Origin of the sequence: Mycobacterium sp. Root135 (genome assembly GCF_001426545.1) — a bacterium.
Lineage (GTDB): Bacteria > Actinomycetota > Actinomycetes > Mycobacteriales > Mycobacteriaceae > Mycobacterium.
Genome location: NZ_LMEZ01000004.1, coordinates 305,965 through 323,127, shown reverse-complemented (window position 1 = coordinate 323,127; position 17,163 = coordinate 305,965). Strand labels below are relative to the sequence as shown.

14 protein-coding genes are annotated in these 17,163 nt (G+C 69.3%); 10 read left to right on the top strand and 4 right to left on the bottom strand.

Annotated elements, in window-relative coordinates; all coding sequences use genetic code 11:
* The first annotated feature begins 10 nt into the window (after positions 1 to 10).
* Positions 11 to 1,618 carry an amidohydrolase gene (locus tag ASD37_RS09200; protein WP_056550661.1) on the top strand — a complete coding sequence of 536 codons (1,608 nt, stop codon included), beginning with the start codon at positions 11 to 13 and terminating at the stop codon, positions 1,616 to 1,618.
* Positions 1,619 to 1,648: 30 nt separating this feature from the next.
* Positions 1,649 to 3,211: a long-chain-fatty-acid--CoA ligase gene (locus ASD37_RS09195; RefSeq protein ID WP_056550660.1), complete on the top strand. Its 1,563-nt coding sequence runs from the start codon at positions 1,649 to 1,651 to the stop codon at positions 3,209 to 3,211.
* Between the two features lie 5 nt (positions 3,212 to 3,216).
* On the opposite strand, the gene ASD37_RS09190 is transcribed toward ASD37_RS09195, so the two are convergent.
* A complete protein-coding gene (locus ASD37_RS09190) occupies positions 3,217 to 4,038 on the bottom strand; it encodes a lysophospholipid acyltransferase family protein (protein ID WP_056550659.1) in 822 nt (273 codons plus the stop codon).
* Between the two features lie 23 nt (positions 4,039 to 4,061).
* On the opposite strand from ASD37_RS09190, the gene ASD37_RS09185 reads away from it, so the two are divergent.
* The 5 genes from ASD37_RS09185 (at position 4,062) to ASD37_RS09165 (ending at position 9,490) form a co-directional block, all read left to right on the top strand.
* Positions 4,062 to 5,306: an FAD-dependent oxidoreductase gene (locus ASD37_RS09185; RefSeq protein WP_156720818.1), complete on the top strand. Its 1,245-nt coding sequence runs from the start codon at positions 4,062 to 4,064 to the stop codon at positions 5,304 to 5,306.
* Positions 5,303 to 6,271, top strand: a complete 969-nt coding sequence (locus ASD37_RS09180) for an o-succinylbenzoate synthase (protein WP_056551018.1) — start codon at positions 5,303 to 5,305, stop codon at positions 6,269 to 6,271. The genes ASD37_RS09185 and ASD37_RS09180 overlap by 4 nt, the downstream gene beginning before the upstream one ends.
* A 244-nt stretch (positions 6,272 to 6,515) precedes the next feature.
* Entirely contained in the window at positions 6,516 to 7,298 is a 783-nt protein-coding gene (locus ASD37_RS09175; RefSeq protein WP_056550658.1) for an alpha/beta fold hydrolase, read from the top strand.
* Between the two features lie 12 nt (positions 7,299 to 7,310).
* Positions 7,311 to 8,945, top strand: a complete 1,635-nt coding sequence (gene menD / locus ASD37_RS09170) for a 2-succinyl-5-enolpyruvyl-6-hydroxy-3-cyclohexene-1-carboxylic-acid synthase (RefSeq protein ID WP_056550657.1) — start codon at positions 7,311 to 7,313, stop codon at positions 8,943 to 8,945.
* Positions 8,942 to 9,490: a DUF3592 domain-containing protein gene (locus ASD37_RS09165; RefSeq protein ID WP_056550656.1), complete on the top strand. Its 549-nt coding sequence runs from the start codon at positions 8,942 to 8,944 to the stop codon at positions 9,488 to 9,490. The genes menD and ASD37_RS09165 overlap by 4 nt, the downstream gene beginning before the upstream one ends.
* On the opposite strand, the gene ASD37_RS09160 is transcribed toward ASD37_RS09165, so the two are convergent.
* Positions 9,451 to 10,152 (bottom strand): thioredoxin domain-containing protein, encoded by a 702-nt coding sequence (locus ASD37_RS09160; RefSeq protein ID WP_056550655.1) that lies wholly within the window; start codon positions 10,150 to 10,152, stop codon positions 9,451 to 9,453. The two genes, ASD37_RS09165 and ASD37_RS09160, sit on opposite strands and share 40 nt — an antisense overlap.
* A gap of 87 nt (positions 10,153 to 10,239) precedes the next feature.
* On the opposite strand from ASD37_RS09160, the gene ASD37_RS09155 reads away from it, so the two are divergent.
* Positions 10,240 to 11,367: a glycosyltransferase family 1 protein gene (locus tag ASD37_RS09155; RefSeq protein ID WP_056550654.1), complete on the top strand. Its 1,128-nt coding sequence runs from the start codon at positions 10,240 to 10,242 to the stop codon at positions 11,365 to 11,367.
* A gap of 96 nt (positions 11,368 to 11,463) precedes the next feature.
* Complete coding sequence (locus ASD37_RS09150) at positions 11,464 to 12,780, top strand: ClC family H(+)/Cl(-) exchange transporter (RefSeq protein ID WP_056550653.1); 1,317 nt, start codon at positions 11,464 to 11,466, stop codon at positions 12,778 to 12,780.
* 1 nt (position 12,781) lies between these two features.
* Here ASD37_RS09150 and ASD37_RS09145 read toward each other — a convergent pair whose 3' ends face one another.
* On the bottom strand, positions 12,782 to 13,606 hold the full coding sequence (locus tag ASD37_RS09145; protein WP_056550652.1) for an SDR family oxidoreductase: 825 nt from the start codon (positions 13,604 to 13,606) through the stop codon (positions 12,782 to 12,784).
* 120 nt (positions 13,607 to 13,726) lie between these two features.
* Between ASD37_RS09145 and ASD37_RS09140 the strand changes: the two genes are divergently transcribed.
* Positions 13,727 to 14,419, top strand: coding sequence for a demethylmenaquinone methyltransferase (locus ASD37_RS09140; RefSeq protein ID WP_056550651.1), 693 nt, complete (start codon positions 13,727 to 13,729; stop codon positions 14,417 to 14,419).
* Here ASD37_RS09140 and ASD37_RS09135 read toward each other — a convergent pair.
* Positions 14,416 to 17,163, bottom strand: a complete 2,748-nt coding sequence (locus ASD37_RS09135; protein ID WP_370072717.1) for an AAA family ATPase — start codon at positions 17,161 to 17,163, stop codon at positions 14,416 to 14,418. The two genes, ASD37_RS09140 and ASD37_RS09135, sit on opposite strands and share 4 nt — an antisense overlap.

Sequence of the window (17,163 nt, the reverse complement as noted above, 5' to 3'; positions counted from 1 at the left end):
GGATGTCGGGATGCCCGCTGACCTGGCTTTCTTCGGTACCGTCCTGACCGTCGACGACGCCATGCCCACCGCCGGTGGGCTCGCCGTCGCCGACGGGCGCATCGTCGCCGTGGGCGACCGGGCCGCCGTCGAGAGCTGGGTCGGACCCGACACCGAGGTCGTCGAGCTGGCCGACGGGTGCGTCATGCCCGGCTTGATCGAGGCGCACGGGCACCCGCTGATGGAGGCGATCGTGCTGGCCGATCGCATCGTCGACGTTCGACCGGTCACGATGGGCGACGCGGATCGGGTCCTGTCCGCCATCCGGGCCGAGGTGGCCGCCCGCGGCGATTCGGGCGCCTACCTCAACGGGTGGGATCCGCTGCTTCAGGTCGGGTTGCCCGAGCCGACGCTGGCCTGGCTGGACGGGATGGCCCCCGGCACGCCGCTGGTGATCATCCACAACTCGGGTCACAAGGCGTTCTTCAACTCGGTGACCGCGCGCAACCTCGGGTTGAACCGCGACACTCCCGATCCGAAGGGCGCGAAGTTCGGGCGCGACGCCGCGGGCGAGCTGGACGGCACCGCCGAGGAGACGGGCGCGGTGTTCCCCTTGATCGGCGGTGCCATCGACCCGGCCGGGTACCCGGCGATGCTGCTCGCCGAATGCGGGCGGCTGAACGAGGCCGGTCTGACGACGTGCTCGGAGATGGCCTTCGACCCGATGTTCCGGCCGGCGTTGGACGCCCTGCACGACGACCTGACCGTGCGGCTGCGCACCTACGAGATGTCGACCGCCGCGATGTCGACCACCGAGGTGCTCGACAACGGTGACGACGTCGTCCGTCAGGTCGGCATCAAGATCTGGGTCGACGGGTCGCCGTGGATCGGGAACATAGACCTGTCGTTTCCGTATCTGGACACCGCAGCCACTCGTTCGATCGGGGTGACGCCGGGATCTTGCGGGCACGCCAACTACACCCGCGAGCAGCTCACCGAGATCGTCGCCGCCTACTTTCCGCTGGGGTGGCAGATGGCCTGCCACGTGCAGGGCGACGCCGGAGTCGACACCATCCTCGACGTGTATTCCCAAGCGCTGCAAGATCATCCGCGCGAGGATCACCGGTTGCGGCTCGAGCACGTCGGCGCCATCACGGACGAACAGCTGCAACGCGCCCACGACCTCGGCGTCACGTGCAGCATCTTCGTCGACCAGATCCACTACTGGGGCGACGTCCTCGTCGACGGTCTGTTCGGGCCCGAACACGGGTCACGGTGGATGCCCGCCGGCTCCGCCGTCGCCACCGGCATGCGCATCTCGCTGCACAACGACCCGCCCGTCACGCCGGAGGAGCCGCTGCGCAACATCAGCGTCGCCGCCACCCGTGTGGCTCCGAGCGGGCGAGTGCTCGGGCCGGAGGAGCGGCTGACGGTCGACCAGGCGATCCGGGCGCAGACGTTGGATGCGGCGTGGCAGCTGTTCTCCGACGACGTCATCGGCTCGTTGGAGGTGGGCAAGTACGCCGATCTGGTGGTGCTCTCGGCCGATCCGCGTGCGGTGCCGCCGGCGACGATCGCCGACCTGGACGTCCGCGCGACGTACCTGGCCGGGCGGCGCGTTTATTCGAAATCCGGCTAGCGGTCGGGTCGTCATGGCACGCTGGCGCTCATGTCAGAGTTGCCAACACCTCGCTTCCTCGACGAACGCACCGCTCACTGGGCCAAGACCAAGCCCGACGACGAAGCCGTCACCTTCAAGGACCGCACCTGGACCTGGTCGCAGTGGTACGACCGCATCCGGCACCTGGCGGGAGCTCTGACCGAGCTGGGGGTCAACCGCGGTGACGTGGTCGCGTTCCTCGACAAGAACCACCCGGCGTGTGTGGAAACCACCTTGGCCGCAGCGTCTTTGGGTGCGGCGACCGCGATCGTCAACTTCCGGCTCGCCGCCGACGAGCTGGACTACGTGCTCAACGATTCGGGCGCTAAGGTGCTGATCGTCGGAGCGGAGCTCAAGCCGGGCGTCGAGAAGATCAGGGACAAGCTGACCCACGTCGAGCGCGTGGTAGAGGTGACGGCCGACGGGGGCGACGGTGACGAGTACGAGGCGATGCTGGCCGCGGCGAGCCCGGTCGAGCGGTCGGAGGACGTCGAGCCCGACGACGTCGCGATCATCATGTACTCCTCCGGCACCACCGGCCGGCCCAAGGGCGTGTCGCTGACGCAGGCCAACCTGATCGCACACACCGAGAGCGCGTTCGCAGGCTGGGAGCTCGACGAGGGCGACAAGAACCTGGTCGCCATGCCGCTGTTCCACGTCGGCGGGTCGTCGTACATGCAGCTGGGGCTGCACACCGGGGTGGCGAGCTACATGACGCGCGACGTCGACGGCGCGCAACTGGCCGGCGGAATCTTCGCCGGGGCGAACCGGACCTTCCTGGTGCCCGCAGTGTTGGCCAAGGTGCTGGAGTCCGGTGAGGACGCGGTCAAGTTGTTCAGCGCGCTCAAGACCTACGGGTACGGCGCGTCGCCGATGCCGCTGCCGCTGCTGCGCAAGGCGCTCGAGGCGTGGCCGGACACCGACTTCATCCAGGCGTACGGGCTGACCGAGGTAGGCGGCGTCATCAGCCTGCTGGCACCGGAGGATCACCGCAACGGCAACGAGGAGCGCATGGGCAGCGCCGGCCGGGTCGTCCCCGGTGCCGAGGTGCGCGTCGTGGATCCGGACAGCCTTGAGGACGTCGAACAGGGTAAGCAGGGCGAATTGTGGTTCAAGTCAAGGCAATTGATGAAGGGATATCACAACAAGCCCGACGCCACCAAGGAGGCCATCACCGACGACGGATGGTTCCGCACCGGTGACATCGGCAGGGTCGACGACGAGGGCTACATCTTCGTCGAGGACCGGCTCAAGGACATGATCATCACCGGCGGCGAGAACGTCTACTCGATCGAGGTCGAGCGGGTCATCGCCGAACATCCCGCCGTTGCCGAGGTCGCCGTCATCGGCGTCCCCGACGAGAGGTGGGGCGAGTCGGTCAAGGCCGTCGTCTCCCTTGAGGGGGAGGCCACGGAGGCGGAGATCATCGCCTACGCCAGGGAGCGGCTGGCCGCCTACAAGTGCCCCAAGACCGTCGACGTCGTCGATGAGCTGCCCCGCAATCCCACGGGCAAGATCCTGAAGAAGGATCTGCGCCAACCACATTGGGAGAAGGCCGGCCGCAAGGTCTAAAAGGTCTAGGGCGAGGCGGCGGCGCTGCGCGCCCAAGGCGCCAGCTGACGGTAGGGATCGCCCGAGCGGATCTCCAGCAGTGCGGCCAGCTCACCCTCGAGTGCGGCCTTGGCCCGCTCGCGCACCGTGGCGGTCCACGTCTCGGCGTCCGCGCCCTTGGGTCGGGTGGTGTCGATCGGCGTGCCGAAGCGCAGATACGTGCGTTGTGGCCGCGGGATCATGGTCGGTCCGATGCCGCGCACCAGGGGCATCCCCATGTCCGTGGTGCCGGTCAGGCGTTCGGCGAGGGGCTTGGACCACCGTGCCCAGCGACCGTCGCTGGTGGTGAGTACGTGGTAGACGTCGTCGCCTCCCACCAGGGCGGCGGGGACGATCGGATAGTCGTGCTCCACTGCGAGCCGGGCAAACCCGTTGCGGCCCTGCCACATCAGCGTGTACAGCTGATCTCGGGCCTTTCCGACCTCGCGCCCGCCGCCGGGGAACACCAGGATCGGCTCCCCGGCGGTCATGAGTTCGCGCGCCGTCTCCGGCGTCCCGATCACCGCCCCCGCGGCGGCGAAGAGGTCTGCGGGCACGCCCTTGACGTTGCCGAACCTGCGGTCGGCGAGCGGCCGCACCCGGATGCCGATCTGGCGTCGCACCACGTACGGAATCAGCAGGGCTTCGGTGCCCGCCTGCGTGTGGTTGCCGACGAGGAGGAAGCGGCCGTCGCCCGGAAGGTTGTCCAACCCGTCGAGGTAGGGCTTGGAGGCGGCGACGAGAGGGTCGATGCGGTCCGCGACGTTCTCGATCCACCGCTGATACGTCGACACCTCGATGAGTGGCATCACCCGAGTGTAGGTTTCGAGCAGTGGACGACACCGACGTCTTGATCATCGGCGCTGGCCTTGCCGGCCTGCGCTGCGCCGCCGTGCTTCGCAGTGCCGGCCGCGACGTGCGCGTCTGGGAGGCCTCCGACGACGTGGGCGGTCGGATCCGCACCGACGTGGTCGACGGCTTCCTGTGCGACCGCGGGTTTCAAGTGCTCAACCCGGCCTACCCCGAGCTCGAGCACGCCACCGACGTGGCGGCGTTGCGTCTGCAACCGTTCGGTGCGGGTGTCGCGGTACGCCGCGAAACCGGCTCCGCGGTGTGGGTACATCCGCTGCGTTCGCCGACCAAGGTGCCCGCGATGCTGGCGAGCGGCGGCCTCGGCCCAAGGGACGTCGTGGCGGTCGCGCGCTGGGCGGCTGGCGCGCTGCGGCCGAATCGGCTGAAGGCAGCCGGTCACGGCGACACCTCGCTGCGGGCGGCGCTGGACCGCGCCGGCGTCTCCGGGGAACTGCGGCGGGTAATCGATCGGTTCCTGGCGGGCGTGCTCCTCGAAGACGACGGCGTCACGTCCAATGCCTTTGCGCTGCTGCTGATTCGCATGTTCGTCCTCGGTGTCCCCGCCCTGCCCACCGAGGGCATGCAGGCCCTGCCCCGACAGCTCGCGGCCGGTCTCGGCGACTCGATCACGTTGCAGCGCAACGTCACCGAGCTCGCCAAGTCCGCGGCCGGCTGGCAGGCAAGCGACGGTACTCACGTCATTCGGGCCCGGCACGTCGTCGTCGCCACCGACGCCGTTGCGGCGGCCGGCCTGATCGGGGTCACCGCCCCGCCGATGCACGGCGTGGTGACCGACTGGTGGGCGGCCGACGAGGTACCGCCAGGACCGCCGATGCTGTGGGTCGACGGTCGGGTGAATCCCCGTGGCCCGGTGCTCAACACCTCGGTGATCAGCGCCGCCGCGCCCAGCTATGCGCCCGCGGGCCGGCACCTGATCGCGGCGTCGGCGCTCATGGCCGCCGACGGCACGGCGCCCGACGAATCTGTCACCCGCGCCCACGCGGCCGGCATCCTCGGCGCCGACGCGACGCGATGGAGCCTGCTGGTGCGGCATCGGGTGCCCCGCGCGCTGCCCGAGCAGTCGGCGCCGTTGGCCGTCCGCCGCCCGGTGCGCACCGACGACGGCGCATGGGTGTGCGGCGACCACCGCGACACCGCCTCGATCCAAGGTGCACTGGTCAGTGGGCGCCGCACGGCAGAGGCCATCCTGAAGGCGGGCGGATGACGCCCACCCTTGACGATCTGCTGCAGCGCATGCACGTCGTCTCGTTGCCGATGCGAGTTCGCTTCCGCGGCATCGACGTTCGTGAGGTCGCCTTGATCGAGGGCCCCGCCGGCTGGGGTGAGTTCGGTGCCTTCGTCGAGTACGAGCCCGCCGAGGCGGCGTATTGGTTGGCCTCGGCGGTCGAGGCGGCCTGGGTCGCACCGCCAACGCCGCTGCGGCAGTGGATCCCGATCAACGCCACCGTCCCCGCCGTACCGGTGGCCCGGGTGCCCGAGGTGTTGGCCCGCTTCCCCGGTGCGCGCACCGCCAAGGTCAAGGTCGCCGAGCGGGGGCAGACCCTCGCCGAGGACGTCGCCAGGGTCAACGCCGTCCGCGAGCGGGTGCCGCTGGTCCGGGTCGACGCCAACGGCGGGTGGACGGTCGCAGAGGCGGTGGCGGCCTGCGCGGCCCTCACCGCCGACGGCACGCTGGAGTACGTCGAGCAACCCTGCGCGACGGTGGCCGAGTTGGCCGAGGTGCGAGCGCTGGTCGACGTTCCGGTGGCCGCCGACGAGAGCATCCGCAAGGCCGAGGACCCATTGCACGTCGTGAAGTCCGGTGCCGCCGACGTGGCAGTGGTGAAGGTTGCCCCGCTCGGTGGTGTCGCGCCGCTGCTGCACATCGCCAGCCAGATCGACGTTCCGATCGTGGTGTCCAGTGCGCTGGACTCGGCGGTCGGCATGGCGCGGGGCCTGCTGGCCGCGGCGTGTCTGCCCGAATTGCGGTACGCCTGCGGGCTCGGCACCGGCGGTCTGTTCGTCGAGGACGTCGTCGACCCTGCGCCGGCCGTGGACGGTCGGCTGCCGGTCGGAGCCGTGGCGCCCGACCCGGCGCGGCTGTCCGGTCTGGCCGCGTCGCCGGACCGGCGCCAATGGTGGGTCGATCGGATTAGGGCCTGCTACCCGCTGCTGTCCTCGGAGAACTGATCCAGATCGCGATGATGGGCCGCGACCTGATGAAACCCTGAGCGCCGGGACTCCCGCTTGGGTGTCCCGAACCGCGTCCTACGGCCGTTTTCTGCACCACGGTCGCGCGTCCGGGCCGCGGACCGCAACCCACGACCCTGATGCAGAAAATGCGCATAGCGCCTCATTCGGATGACCGCCCAGAGGCTCGCGCCGACCTGCGGCAGTTGGGACACCCCACACCGCCCCAAGTAGGGTCGGCCGGGTGAATCTGGCGTACGACGACCGCGGCTCGGGAGAGCCCGTCCTGTTCATTTCCGGCCGCGGGGGAGCGGGCCGGACGTGGCATCTCCATCAGGTTCCCGCGTTCCAGCGGGCCGGTTATCGCATCATCACGTTCGACAACCGCGGTATCGGCGCCACGGAGAACGCGCAGGGCTTCACCACCGAACAGGTGGTGTTCGACACCGCGAAGATGATCGAGAAGCTCGACGCGGGCCCCGTTCGGGTGGTCGGCGTGTCGATGGGGTCGTTCATCGCTCAAGAATTGATGCTGGCCAGGCCCGACCTGGTGTCCGCCGCGGTGTTGATGGCCACCCGCGGCCGCGAGGACCGCACCCGGGAGTTCTTCAGCGCCGCCGAATACGAATTCCTGCAGGCGGGCGTCGAGCTGCCGCCCAAGTTCGAGGCGAAGCTGCGGCTCCTGGAGAGTTTCTCGCCCAAGACGCTGAACGACGAGGCCGCCGTGCGCGACTGGATCGAGATGTTCACGATGTGGCCGACGAAGACGACTCCTGGCCTGCGCAGCCAGCTGAGAATCCGACCGGAGGGCAACCGGCTGCCTGCTTACCGGAACATTACGGCGCCTGCCCTGGTGATCGGGTTCGCCGACGACGTGGTGCTGCCGCCGCACCTCGGCCGTGAGGTCGCCGACGCCCTGCCCAACGGCCGCTACCTGCAGATACCCGATACCGGGCACCTCGGATTCATCGAGCGTCCCGACGTCGTCAACGCCGCCATGCTCGAATTCTTCGCCGCGGGGGTATGACAGGCTGTCAGAGTGAACCCGTCGACGATCCAGGCACGCATCGTCGTCGACGAATTGATCCGCGGCGGCGTCCGAGACGTCGTTTTGTGTCCTGGTTCGCGCAACGCTCCGTTGGCGTTCGCCCTGCACGACGCGGACCGCGTCGGACGGCTGCGGCTGCACGTGCGCATCGACGAGCGCACCGCCGGGTTCCTGGCGATCGGGTTGGCCGCCTCCGGCTCGCCGGTCTGCGTGGCGATGACCTCGGGTACGGCGGTCGCCAACCTCGGCCCCGCGGTGGTGGAGGCCAACTACGCCCGTGTGCCGCTGGTCGTGCTGAGTGCCAACCGGCCCTATGACCTCCTCGGCACGGGCGCCAACCAGACGATGGAACAACTGGGCTACTTCGGCACCCAGGTCCGCGCAACGATAAGCCTCGGGTTGGCCGAGGGTGCCACCGAGACGATGGCGGCGCTGAACGCCCAGTGGCGCTCGGCGACGTGCCGAGTATTGGTGGCGGCCAAGGGTTCTCGTAGTGCCAACGCTGGACCGGTGCAGTTCGACGTCCCGCTGCGCGAACCGCTGGTGCCCGGCGTTGACGAGGCGGCCGAGTACGCCCCGGCCGGCAGGCCCGACGGGCGGCCGTGGACGTACACGCCGCCGGTCACGTTCGACCAGCCGTTGGACGTCGACGTCACCCCCGACACGGTCGTGATCGCCGGCCACGGTGCCGGCGTCCACCCGAACCTGGCCGGACTGCCCACGGTCGCCGAACCCACCGCGCCGCCCACGGAGAACGCGCTGCACCCCTTGGCGCTCCCGTCCCTGAAGCCTCGCCAGGTCATCATGTTGGGCCGGCCCACGCTGCACCGCGGGGTGTCGGCGCTGCTGGCCGACTCGTCGGTGCCGGTGTTCGCCCTGACCACCGGCCCGCGATGGCCCGACGTGTCGGGCAACTCGCAGGCGACCGGGACTCGCGCGGTGGTCACCGGGACGCCCGACGAGGGCTGGCTGCGCCGCTGCGCGGACGCCAACGCCCACGCCGTCGCGACGGTCCGCACCCAGCTCAAGGCCCACCCGCTGACCACCGGTCTGCACGTCGCGGCCGCCGTCGCCGACGGGTTGCGCCCGGGTGATCAGCTGGTACTCGGCGCCTCCAACCCGGTGCGCGACGCGGCGCTGGTCGGGCTGGACGCCCACGGCATCAAGGTCCGGTCCAACCGTGGCGTGGCGGGCATCGACGGCACGGTGTCGACGGCGATCGGGGCGGCACTGGCGCATGACCGCGCCGGTGGGGGCCGCACGGTCGCCCTCATCGGTGACCTGACGTTCGTCCACGACAGCTCCGGACTGTTGATCGGTCCCACCGAACCGATCCCCGAGAACCTGACCATCGTGGTGTCCAACGACAACGGCGGCGGCATCTTCGAATTGCTCGAACAGGGCGACCAGAGGTTCTCCGACGTGTCCTCGCGCGTCTTCGGAACCCCGCACGACGTCGACGTCGGCGCACTGTGCCGCGCCTATCACGTCGAGTGCAGGCAAGTGGAGCTGGACGGCCTCTCCGCCGAGCTCGACCAACGCGTCGACGGTATGCGCGTTCTGGAGGTGAAGGCCGACCGCTCGTCGCTACGGGCGCTGCACGCATCGATCAGAGCAGCGCTGTGAGGACGGCGGTCGACCAGCTGGTGCGGTACCTGAAGGCGTTGTGGCAGGGGCTGATTCCACACCTGTACGGCGATCCGAGCGAGACGCGCGCGCAGCGCATCATCCGCCGGGTCCGGATCGGCGTCGTGATCGTGGCGTGCCTGGTGACGCTGCAGTCGGTCCTGCTGGTGCTCGGCGCGTGGCGCAACGATCGCCAGATCGAGGCTGACATGGGCGTGGCTGCCGCAGAAGTCCTCGACGCAGGCCCACGCCGGTCGACCATCGAATTCGTCACCCCCGACCGCGTCACCTACCGGCCCGAACTCGGCGTGCTGTACCCGTCGGAGTTGGACACCGGCATGCGAATCTACGTCGAGTACGACAGGTCCAATCCCGATCTCGTTCGCGTGCAAGACCGCAACGCGTCACTGGCGATCATTCCCGCCGCGTCGATCGCGGTTCTCGGTTGGTTGGCCGCCGCGGCCATCCTCGGTGGGCTGGCGGTTCTACAGCGTCGGCTGGACCGTCAGGACTCCATGATCTTGGTCAGCCAGTCGTCCTCGTAGATGTCGAGCTTCTCGCCGGCGTTGAGGTCGAAAACCGTTGGCGTGCCGGTGTTCAGCGGGTCGACCTCGTAGAGGAATTCGAAGTTCGTCGACTCCATGTCGGCCAGATCCGACGAACTCTTCTCGGTGGCGCCGGATTCGAGTTGGCGCACTTGGAAGGCGGGGACGTCCGCGGCGCGGGCGAAGTCGGCGATCTTCGAGTCGTCGGGTCCCGTGCCGCCGGGCTCCTGGTGGGCCCACAGTTGTTCGACGAAGTGCTGGAACTGCCGTCCGGTGGTGGCGACTTCGCCGCCGGGGGTGGCCGCGACGAACATGGCGTTGGCCACCCGGGCGGAGTGGCCGTCGGTGTCGGGGGTGTCGAGGAACGTCATCGGCCGGTAGGTGACCGCGAGCTGACCCGTGCCGATGTAGTACGCGAACTGGTCGCCGAAGTCGTGCTGTAGATCCGCGCAGTGGGTGCACTGCGGCTCGGTGTAGATCTCCAGCTGCACGGGTGCATCTTCCAGACCGGCGCGGATGCCGAACGCATCCTCAGTCACCGCGACACGCGGTGGGTTTGGATCACCAAGGGCGGTGCCGCTGACCGCGCGGGTGCATCCGCTCACCGCGCAGACGAGGCTCAGCGCGACGGCGGCCACGACGACGACGAGCTTGCTTCGCATTCACGCATTATGAGGCAGTTGCCAGTCTTCGCGCGTCGTATCCCCGCGCGCAACCTCCAGTACAACCGGAGCTGTCAGCCTTCTGGGGTGCGCGTTGCAATAGTCGCGGAGTCGTTCCTCCCGAATGTCAACGGAGTCAGCAACTCGGTACTCCGGGTGATCGAGCATCTCCGAAGGACGGGCCACGAAGCACTCGTCATCGCTCCGGACACCCCACACGGTCAGCCGCCCGCCGACCGGGTCCACGACGGTGTTCGAGTCCACCGGGTGCCGTCGAAGATGTTCCCCAAGGTCACCTCCCTACCCCTCGGGGTGCCGCGTCCGAGGATGGTCGGCGTGCTGCGCGGTTTCCAGCCGGACGTCGTCCACCTGGCCTCGCCCGCGTTGCTCGGGTACGGCGGACTGTTGGCCGCCCGGCACCTGGACGTGCCGACGGTGGCCGTGTTCCAAACCGACGTCGCGGGTTTCGCCCAGAGCTACGGCGCGGGGGTGATGTCACGGGCGGCGTGGGCGTGGACCCGTCACCTCCACGGCAAGGCCGACCGGACGCTCGCACCGTCCACCTCGGCGATCGAGAACCTCGTCGCGCATCACGTTCCGCGCGTGCACCATTGGGGTCGGGGCGTCGACGTCACGGGCTTCGTTCCGTCGGCACGCGACGACGCGCTGCGGTCGGCGTGGTCACCGGCAGGCAAGCCGATCGTGGGCTTCGTCGGACGGTTGGCACCGGAGAAGCACGTCGAGCGGCTTGCGGTACTGGCCAGACGCGACGACCTTCAACTGGTCGTCGTCGGAGATGGCGTCGACCGCGGGAAGCTCGAAATGCTCATGCCGTCAGCAGTTTTCACCGGGGCGCTCTACGGTCACGAGCTGGCCGCCGCGTACGCCAGCATGGACGTATTCGTCCACGCCGGCGAGCACGAGACGTTCTGCCAGGCCGTGCAGGAGGCGATGGCGTCGGGCGTCCCCGTCGTCGCCCCCGACGCCGGTGGCCCGCGTGACTTGGTGACGCCGATGCACACCGGGCTGCTGTTGGGGGTCGACGAGTTCTCCGACCGGCTGCCCGGTGCCGTCGACCATCTCCTCTCCGAGCGGCAGCGCTATTCGACCGCGGCCAGGCGCAGCGTATTGACTCGCACCTGGCCCGCGGTCTGCGATCAGCTCCTCGGCCACTACGAGGAGGTGCTCGGCCGGCGCGGCGCTAAGGCGGCCTGACAGACGCCGCCTCCGTTTGACGATCGGCTCTCGGAACTGCTTGCGTATCCGCACCGGGCCCGCCCACCACGCGGGTCCACGACAGGTGGGATACCGATGACGACGTCCAGTCCAGACCCGAAGCATGCCCACGACGGCGTGCAGGGGTCGGTGGTCGTCTGTGCGGTCGCCATCGTGGCGGGTGCCTTCATCGGATTCGTCGGTGGTGCGTTCCGGTGGTGTCTGGAGTATGCCGACGCCCTGCGAATCGACCTGTCCGACTGGGCACATCGGCTGGCTGGTCCGGGCTGGCTCGTCCCGATGGCGGCCACCGCCCTCGGGGCCGCCCTCGCCGCGTTGATCGTGCGGTGGCAGCCGTTGGCCTCGGGCAGCGGCATCCCGCACGTCGAGGCGGTGTTCCGCGGCGATGCCGCACAGCCGCAGTTGCGGTTGCTTCCCGCCAAGTTCGTCGGCGGTGTGTTGGGCATCGGCTCGGGTCTGGTTCTTGGCCGGGAGGGACCGACCGTGCACATGGGTGCCGCGATCGGTGCCGCCGTCGCACGGTGCGCCCGGCTCGGCGACGAGACGGTCCGGATGCTGCAGACGGCGGTGGGCGGCGCCGGCCTGGCCGTGGCGTTCAACGCTCCGATCGGTGGAGTCCTCTTCACCCTCGAGGAGGTGACGAAGGGCTTCCGTCTGCAAACCGTCCTCGCGACGGCCTTCGCGGCTGCCACAGGCGTCGGCTGTGCACGGCTCGTCGTCGGCGATCACCCCGACTTCACCCTGCCCGAGGTGAATTCACCCGGCCTGGGGTGGCTGCCGTTGTTCGTCGTCTTCGGGTTGGCCACCGGCTGTCTCGGTGTCTTCTACAACCGACTGGTGTTGGGCTTCGTCGACCACGTTGGGCTGGTGCCCCGGATACCGACGGTCGCGAAGGCCGCCGTCATCGGTGCGGTGATCGGCCTGCTGATGTTCGTGCAACCGTTGGCCACCGGTGGCGGTGACGACCTGAACCAGTCGATCCTCGGCGGGCGGAGTCTGGAGCTCTCCGTCGTCGTCGGCTTCCTGGCGTTGCGGTTCCTTGCCGGTCCGCTGTCCTATGCCGCGGCCGTCCCCGGCGGGTTGTTCGCGCCGCTGCTGGCCGTTGGCACACTGTGGGGTGTGCTGTTCTCCGGCTGCGTCGACGCCTTCTTGCCGGGAAGCCATGCGTCGCTTGCCATTCCGATGGCGATCGTGGGGATGTCGGCGTTCTTCGCCGCCACGGTCCGAGCTCCGGTGACGGGGATCGTGCTCGTCGTGGAGATGACGGCCACGACGTCGGTGTTGGTGCCGATGCTTGCGGCGACCGCAGCAGCAGTGCTGGCGGCCGAGCTGCTGGGGTCACCGCCGATCTACGACAGCCTGCGCGAGCGGATGCCTCCCGAACCCGCGTAGGTCAGCCCTGCGCGAGTTCGGCGACCGGCTGCCATTCCTCCCACGTCTTGATGCGGCTCTCGTAGTCGGCCTTGGCCAGCTGAATCGGCAAGCTGCCGAAGAAGACTCGCAGCGGCGGCTTCTCGGCGTCGACCACCTTGAGGATCGCAGCGGCTGAGGCCTTCGGGTCACCGGACGCCGACGTGCGCTGCGCGCGGGCCTTCCTGGCCGCCTCGTGAACCTCGGCGTAGTCGGCGATCTCCTCGGCGTGCTTGGCCGACGATCCCGCCCAGTCGGTGGAGAAGCCGCCCGGCTCGACGAGCGTCACGTGGACGCCGAACGGTTCGACCTCCTGTGCCAAGGACTGCGAGAAGCCCTCCAGCGCCCACTTGGATGCGTGGTACATGCCGACGTTTTGGAACGCGGTGATGCCGCCTATCGACGACACCTGAATGACGTGGCCGCTGCGCTGGGCCCGCAGGAACGGCAAGGCGGCCTGGGTGATCCACAGCGCGCCGAACACGTTGGTTTCGATCTGGTCGCGCGCCTCGGCCTCGGAGAGCTCCTCAATGAAGCCGAACTGGCCGTAGCCCGCGTTGTTGACGACGACGTCGAGGCGGCCGAAGTGCTCGTGGGCCCGTTGGACGGCGGCGAAGTCGGCGGCGCGGTCGGTCACGTCCAACGCGATGGGCAGTAGCGCGTCGCCGTACTTCTCGGTCAGGTCGTCGAGCGTCGAGGTGTCGCGGGCCGTCGCGGCGACCTTGTCACCTCGTTCGAGCGCGGCGATCGTCCACTCCCGGCCGAAGCCTCGCGACGTCCCGGTGATGAACCACACCTTTTCGGCCATGCCTTCTCCTCTGGTCTTCCCGCACGCGGTGGACTGCTCGCGAGGGGTCTCGAGTCGTACCAACGTCTCACCCGCTTACCCATTCCCGGGACGTGCACATTCACAGGTAGCGTCGGAGGCGTGAGCCGTGCGACGTTGGAGAAGAACCCCCGCGAAGTGGCGTCGATGTTCGACGGCGTCGCCCGTCGCTACGACATCACCAACACGGTGTTGTCCCTGGGCCAGGACCGCTACTGGCGGCGCGCGACGCGGGCCGCGCTGGAGATCGGTCCCGGCGACGCGGTCCTCGACCTCGCGGCAGGCACGGCCGTGTCGACCGTCGAGCTCGGTCAGTCCGGGGCGTGGTGCGTCGCCGCCGACTTCTCGGTGGGCATGCTGGCCGCAGGCGCGGATCGCCCGGTGCCCAAGGTGGCCGGTGACGCGACGAAGCTGCCGTTCGCCGACGGCGTCTTCGACGCGGTGACCATCAGCTTCGGGCTGCGCAACATCGTCGACCACGTCGAGGGGCTTCGCGAGATGGCGCGGGTCACGCGCCCCGGCGGCCGGCTGGTCGTGTGCGAGTTCTCCACGCCGACGAACCCGTTGTTCGGCACGGCGTACAAGGAGTATCTGATGCGGGCATTGCCGTCGGCTGCGCGCGCGGTGTCGAGCAATCCCGACGCCTACGTCTACCTGGCGGAGTCGATCCGCGCCTGGCCGGATCAGGCTGCGCTGGCTCGACGGATCGCCGACGCCGGGTGGTCGGCGGTGCGCTGGCGCAACCTCACCGGCGGCATCGTGGCCCTGCACGCCGCCACCAAGCCTGACGCCTAGAGCTCACCCGAGGCCAGCATCGCCGCGAGTTGGGCGCGCGACCGGATACCGAGCTTGCGGTAGATCTGCGTCAGGTTCGCCTCGACGGTCTTGAGGCTGACGTAGAGCGTCGCCGCCACGTCCCGGTTCGTCATCCCCGACGTGGCCAGCTCGGCGATCCGCTGTTCGGATGCGGTGAGCGTGGGCTTCTGCGGGGCCGCGACCTTGGTCCGGCCGAGTTCGTCGCGTACTCGGTCTGCCCACAGCGCTGCGCCGATCCGCTCGAACTCCCGTAACGCCTCGGCGAAGGTGTCGGCGGCCGCCTGCTTCAACCGTTGCCGACGCTGCACCTGCCCGAGCACGAGCAGTGTGCGGGCCCGTTCGAACGGCATCGGCAGCCGGTCGTGCTGCGCCAGCGCGTAGCCGAGGGCACGGGCGGCCTGGTCGAGCTCGCCCTTGGCGGTCAGCCACATCGCCCGCCCCCTGGCGCCGGTCGCCAGCAGCCACGGCCGATCCAGTCGGCGACCGTCGTTCTCCAGCTGTTCGATCATCGGCTCGGCATCTTTGGCCCGGCCGTTGGCGATGAGCGCCTCGATCGCATACGGCACGTACTCGAGGTTGCGCATCTCGCCGCGGGGCAGCACCCCGAAGGCGTCGATCAGCGGCTGCAGGGTGATCAGTGCCTCGGCGTGGTTGCCCACGGACAGTTCGACGAAGCCGAGAGCCGTCAACGCTCGAATCCCGAGCTGCGGTGCGCCCGTTCCCCGGGCGATTGCAAGCGCGGCGTTGGCGTCGTTGCGGGCGTCGGCCTCCTGCCCTTGGTGGGCAAGGACGGTGGCGCGGATCATGAGTGCCACGCCTCGAAGGTTTTGCGTGTCAATGTGTTCCGCGCGTTCGATGGCCTCCTCGGCGAGCACTTCCGCGGCGGCGAAGTCCCCTCGCCACACGTCGGCGAGTGCGGTGTGGGCGTCGAACATCATCACGTCGCTCTCGGCGCCGCGGGCCAGGCAGAGCTGCCGCACGGTGGCCGATTCCGCTCTCGCCGCTTCGAGTTCACCCGTCCACGCGTGCGTGATCGCCCTGACCGCGCAGGCCCGGAACTGCATGAGGGCGTCGGCGTCGAGGTCCTCCAATTCGAGGGCGCGTTGCAAGCTAAGTTCGTCGACGCCGTCGCCGCGCGTGCACTTCGTCAGGACCGACATCGCGAGGATCTGGCTGGTCAGCTCGGGCAGCGAGAGGCCTCGCGCCCGTTCCAGCGCCTCGTCGGTGCGTTCGACGGCGGCGTCCAACTGGCCCGAGTACATCAGCGCAAAGGACGACAGCAGAAGGATTCGCACGGTCAGTGCAAGGTCGTCCTCGGCGTCGTCGCGCGCTCGGTCGAGCAATTCGATGGCCTCGACGATGCTGTCGCTGTAAATGCGAATGGAGGCAAGCAGATTCAGCGCAACCGCCCGAAGCGAGCCCGGGGGGAGTTGGTCGACCGTCGGCACCAGCAGCTCGCTGGCGCGTTGAGCCTCCCCGGCGCGGAAGTGGTGGTCGGCGCAGCGGATTCGGCGGTCGGGCGTGTCGCCGCCGAGGTTGATGGCGAGGTCCAACAGTTCGGCGGCGGCCGCCGGGGCCCCTCGCACGCGGGCGGAGTCCGCCGCAGTGTCGAGGGCCAGCAGGGTCGCGGGATCCGCGCTCGAGGCGGCGAGCGCCAGGTGGCGTGCACGCATCTCCGGTTGTTCGACGATGCCGGCCAGGGCGCGGTGCATCTGTCGGCGGCGGGCGGGTCCCACCACGCTGTAGACGCCGCGGGCGAGCAGCGGATGGGCGAACCTCACCCGGTTTCCCGCGATGTGCACGATGCCGTCGGTCTCGGGCACTTCGAGGAGTTCGACGACGCGTTGTGGGGTCTGTTCGGTGACCTCGGCCAACAGGTCCACCGTTGGTGTGCCCACGCTGGCCGCGGCGAGCAGCACGGTTTGGGTGTCCTCCTTGAACTGGTCGAGTCGGGAACGGACCAGCTCGGCCAACGACCCCGGAAGCGCGGCGTCGGCGAGGCTGGACTGCCCGTCGATCGCCCGCGCCAACTCGAGGGCATAGAAGGGGTTGCCCCCGGAGAGCTCGCTGATTCGCCCGATCGTCGGCCGGGAGAACGAGCGGCCCAACTTGCTCGAGATGACTTGCCGCAACCCGCTGACGCTCAACGGCCCCAACGAAATTCGTTCCACGCCGTCGAGCCGGCTGAGCTTGAGCCAGTCTGTGCCGTGCAGCCCGTCGGCCTCGGTTCGTTCCGTGGCGAGCACCCCGATGCGGCCCTTGAGCCGACGGGTCGCGAACGCGACCACTGCCTGGCTCGAGGAGTCCAGCCACTGCACGTCGTCGAGTGCCACGATCACGGGCGCGTCGGCGGCCAGTCGGTCAAGCAGCGTCAGGAATGCCGAGGCGACCACCCGTTCGTCGGTGACCGGACCCGAGCCGTCACCTTCGAGCAGCACGCGGTCGACAGCCACTCGTTGGAGATGGGGCAGCGTGTCGAGCACCTCGGCGGTCACGGGCTCCAGAAGGTCGGCGAGGACCGCGTAGGTCAGCCCGGACTCGGCTTGGCCGCCGCGGGCCGACAACACGTGAAAACCGTTGTCCCTGGCCTGGTCCAGCGCAGCCAGCCAGAGGGTGGTCTTGCCGATGCCAGCCTCGCCCCCGATGACGAGTGCCGACGGTCGCGCCGCGGTGGACTCCAGAAATGCCGTCACCGCACGCGTTTCGGCCGTCCGTGAGCGCAC

Excerpts from the sequence above, each read along its gene's own strand:
- ASD37_RS09200 (WP_056550661.1), top strand. The coding sequence starts at position 11 with ATGCCCGCTGACCTGGCTTTCTTCGGTACCGTCCTGACCGTCGACGAC.
- ASD37_RS09195 (WP_056550660.1), top strand. The coding sequence starts at position 1,649 with ATGTCAGAGTTGCCAACACCTCGCTTCCTCGACGAACGCACCGCTCAC.
- ASD37_RS09190 (WP_056550659.1), bottom strand. The coding sequence starts at position 4,038 with ATGCCACTCATCGAGGTGTCGACGTATCAGCGGTGGATCGAGAACGTC.
- ASD37_RS09180 (WP_056551018.1), top strand. The coding sequence starts at position 5,303 with ATGACGCCCACCCTTGACGATCTGCTGCAGCGCATGCACGTCGTCTCG.
- ASD37_RS09160 (WP_056550655.1), bottom strand. The coding sequence starts at position 10,152 with ATGCGAAGCAAGCTCGTCGTCGTCGTGGCCGCCGTCGCGCTGAGCCTC.
- ASD37_RS09150 (WP_056550653.1), top strand. The coding sequence starts at position 11,464 with ATGACGACGTCCAGTCCAGACCCGAAGCATGCCCACGACGGCGTGCAG.
- ASD37_RS09145 (WP_056550652.1), bottom strand. The coding sequence starts at position 13,606 with ATGGCCGAAAAGGTGTGGTTCATCACCGGGACGTCGCGAGGCTTCGGC.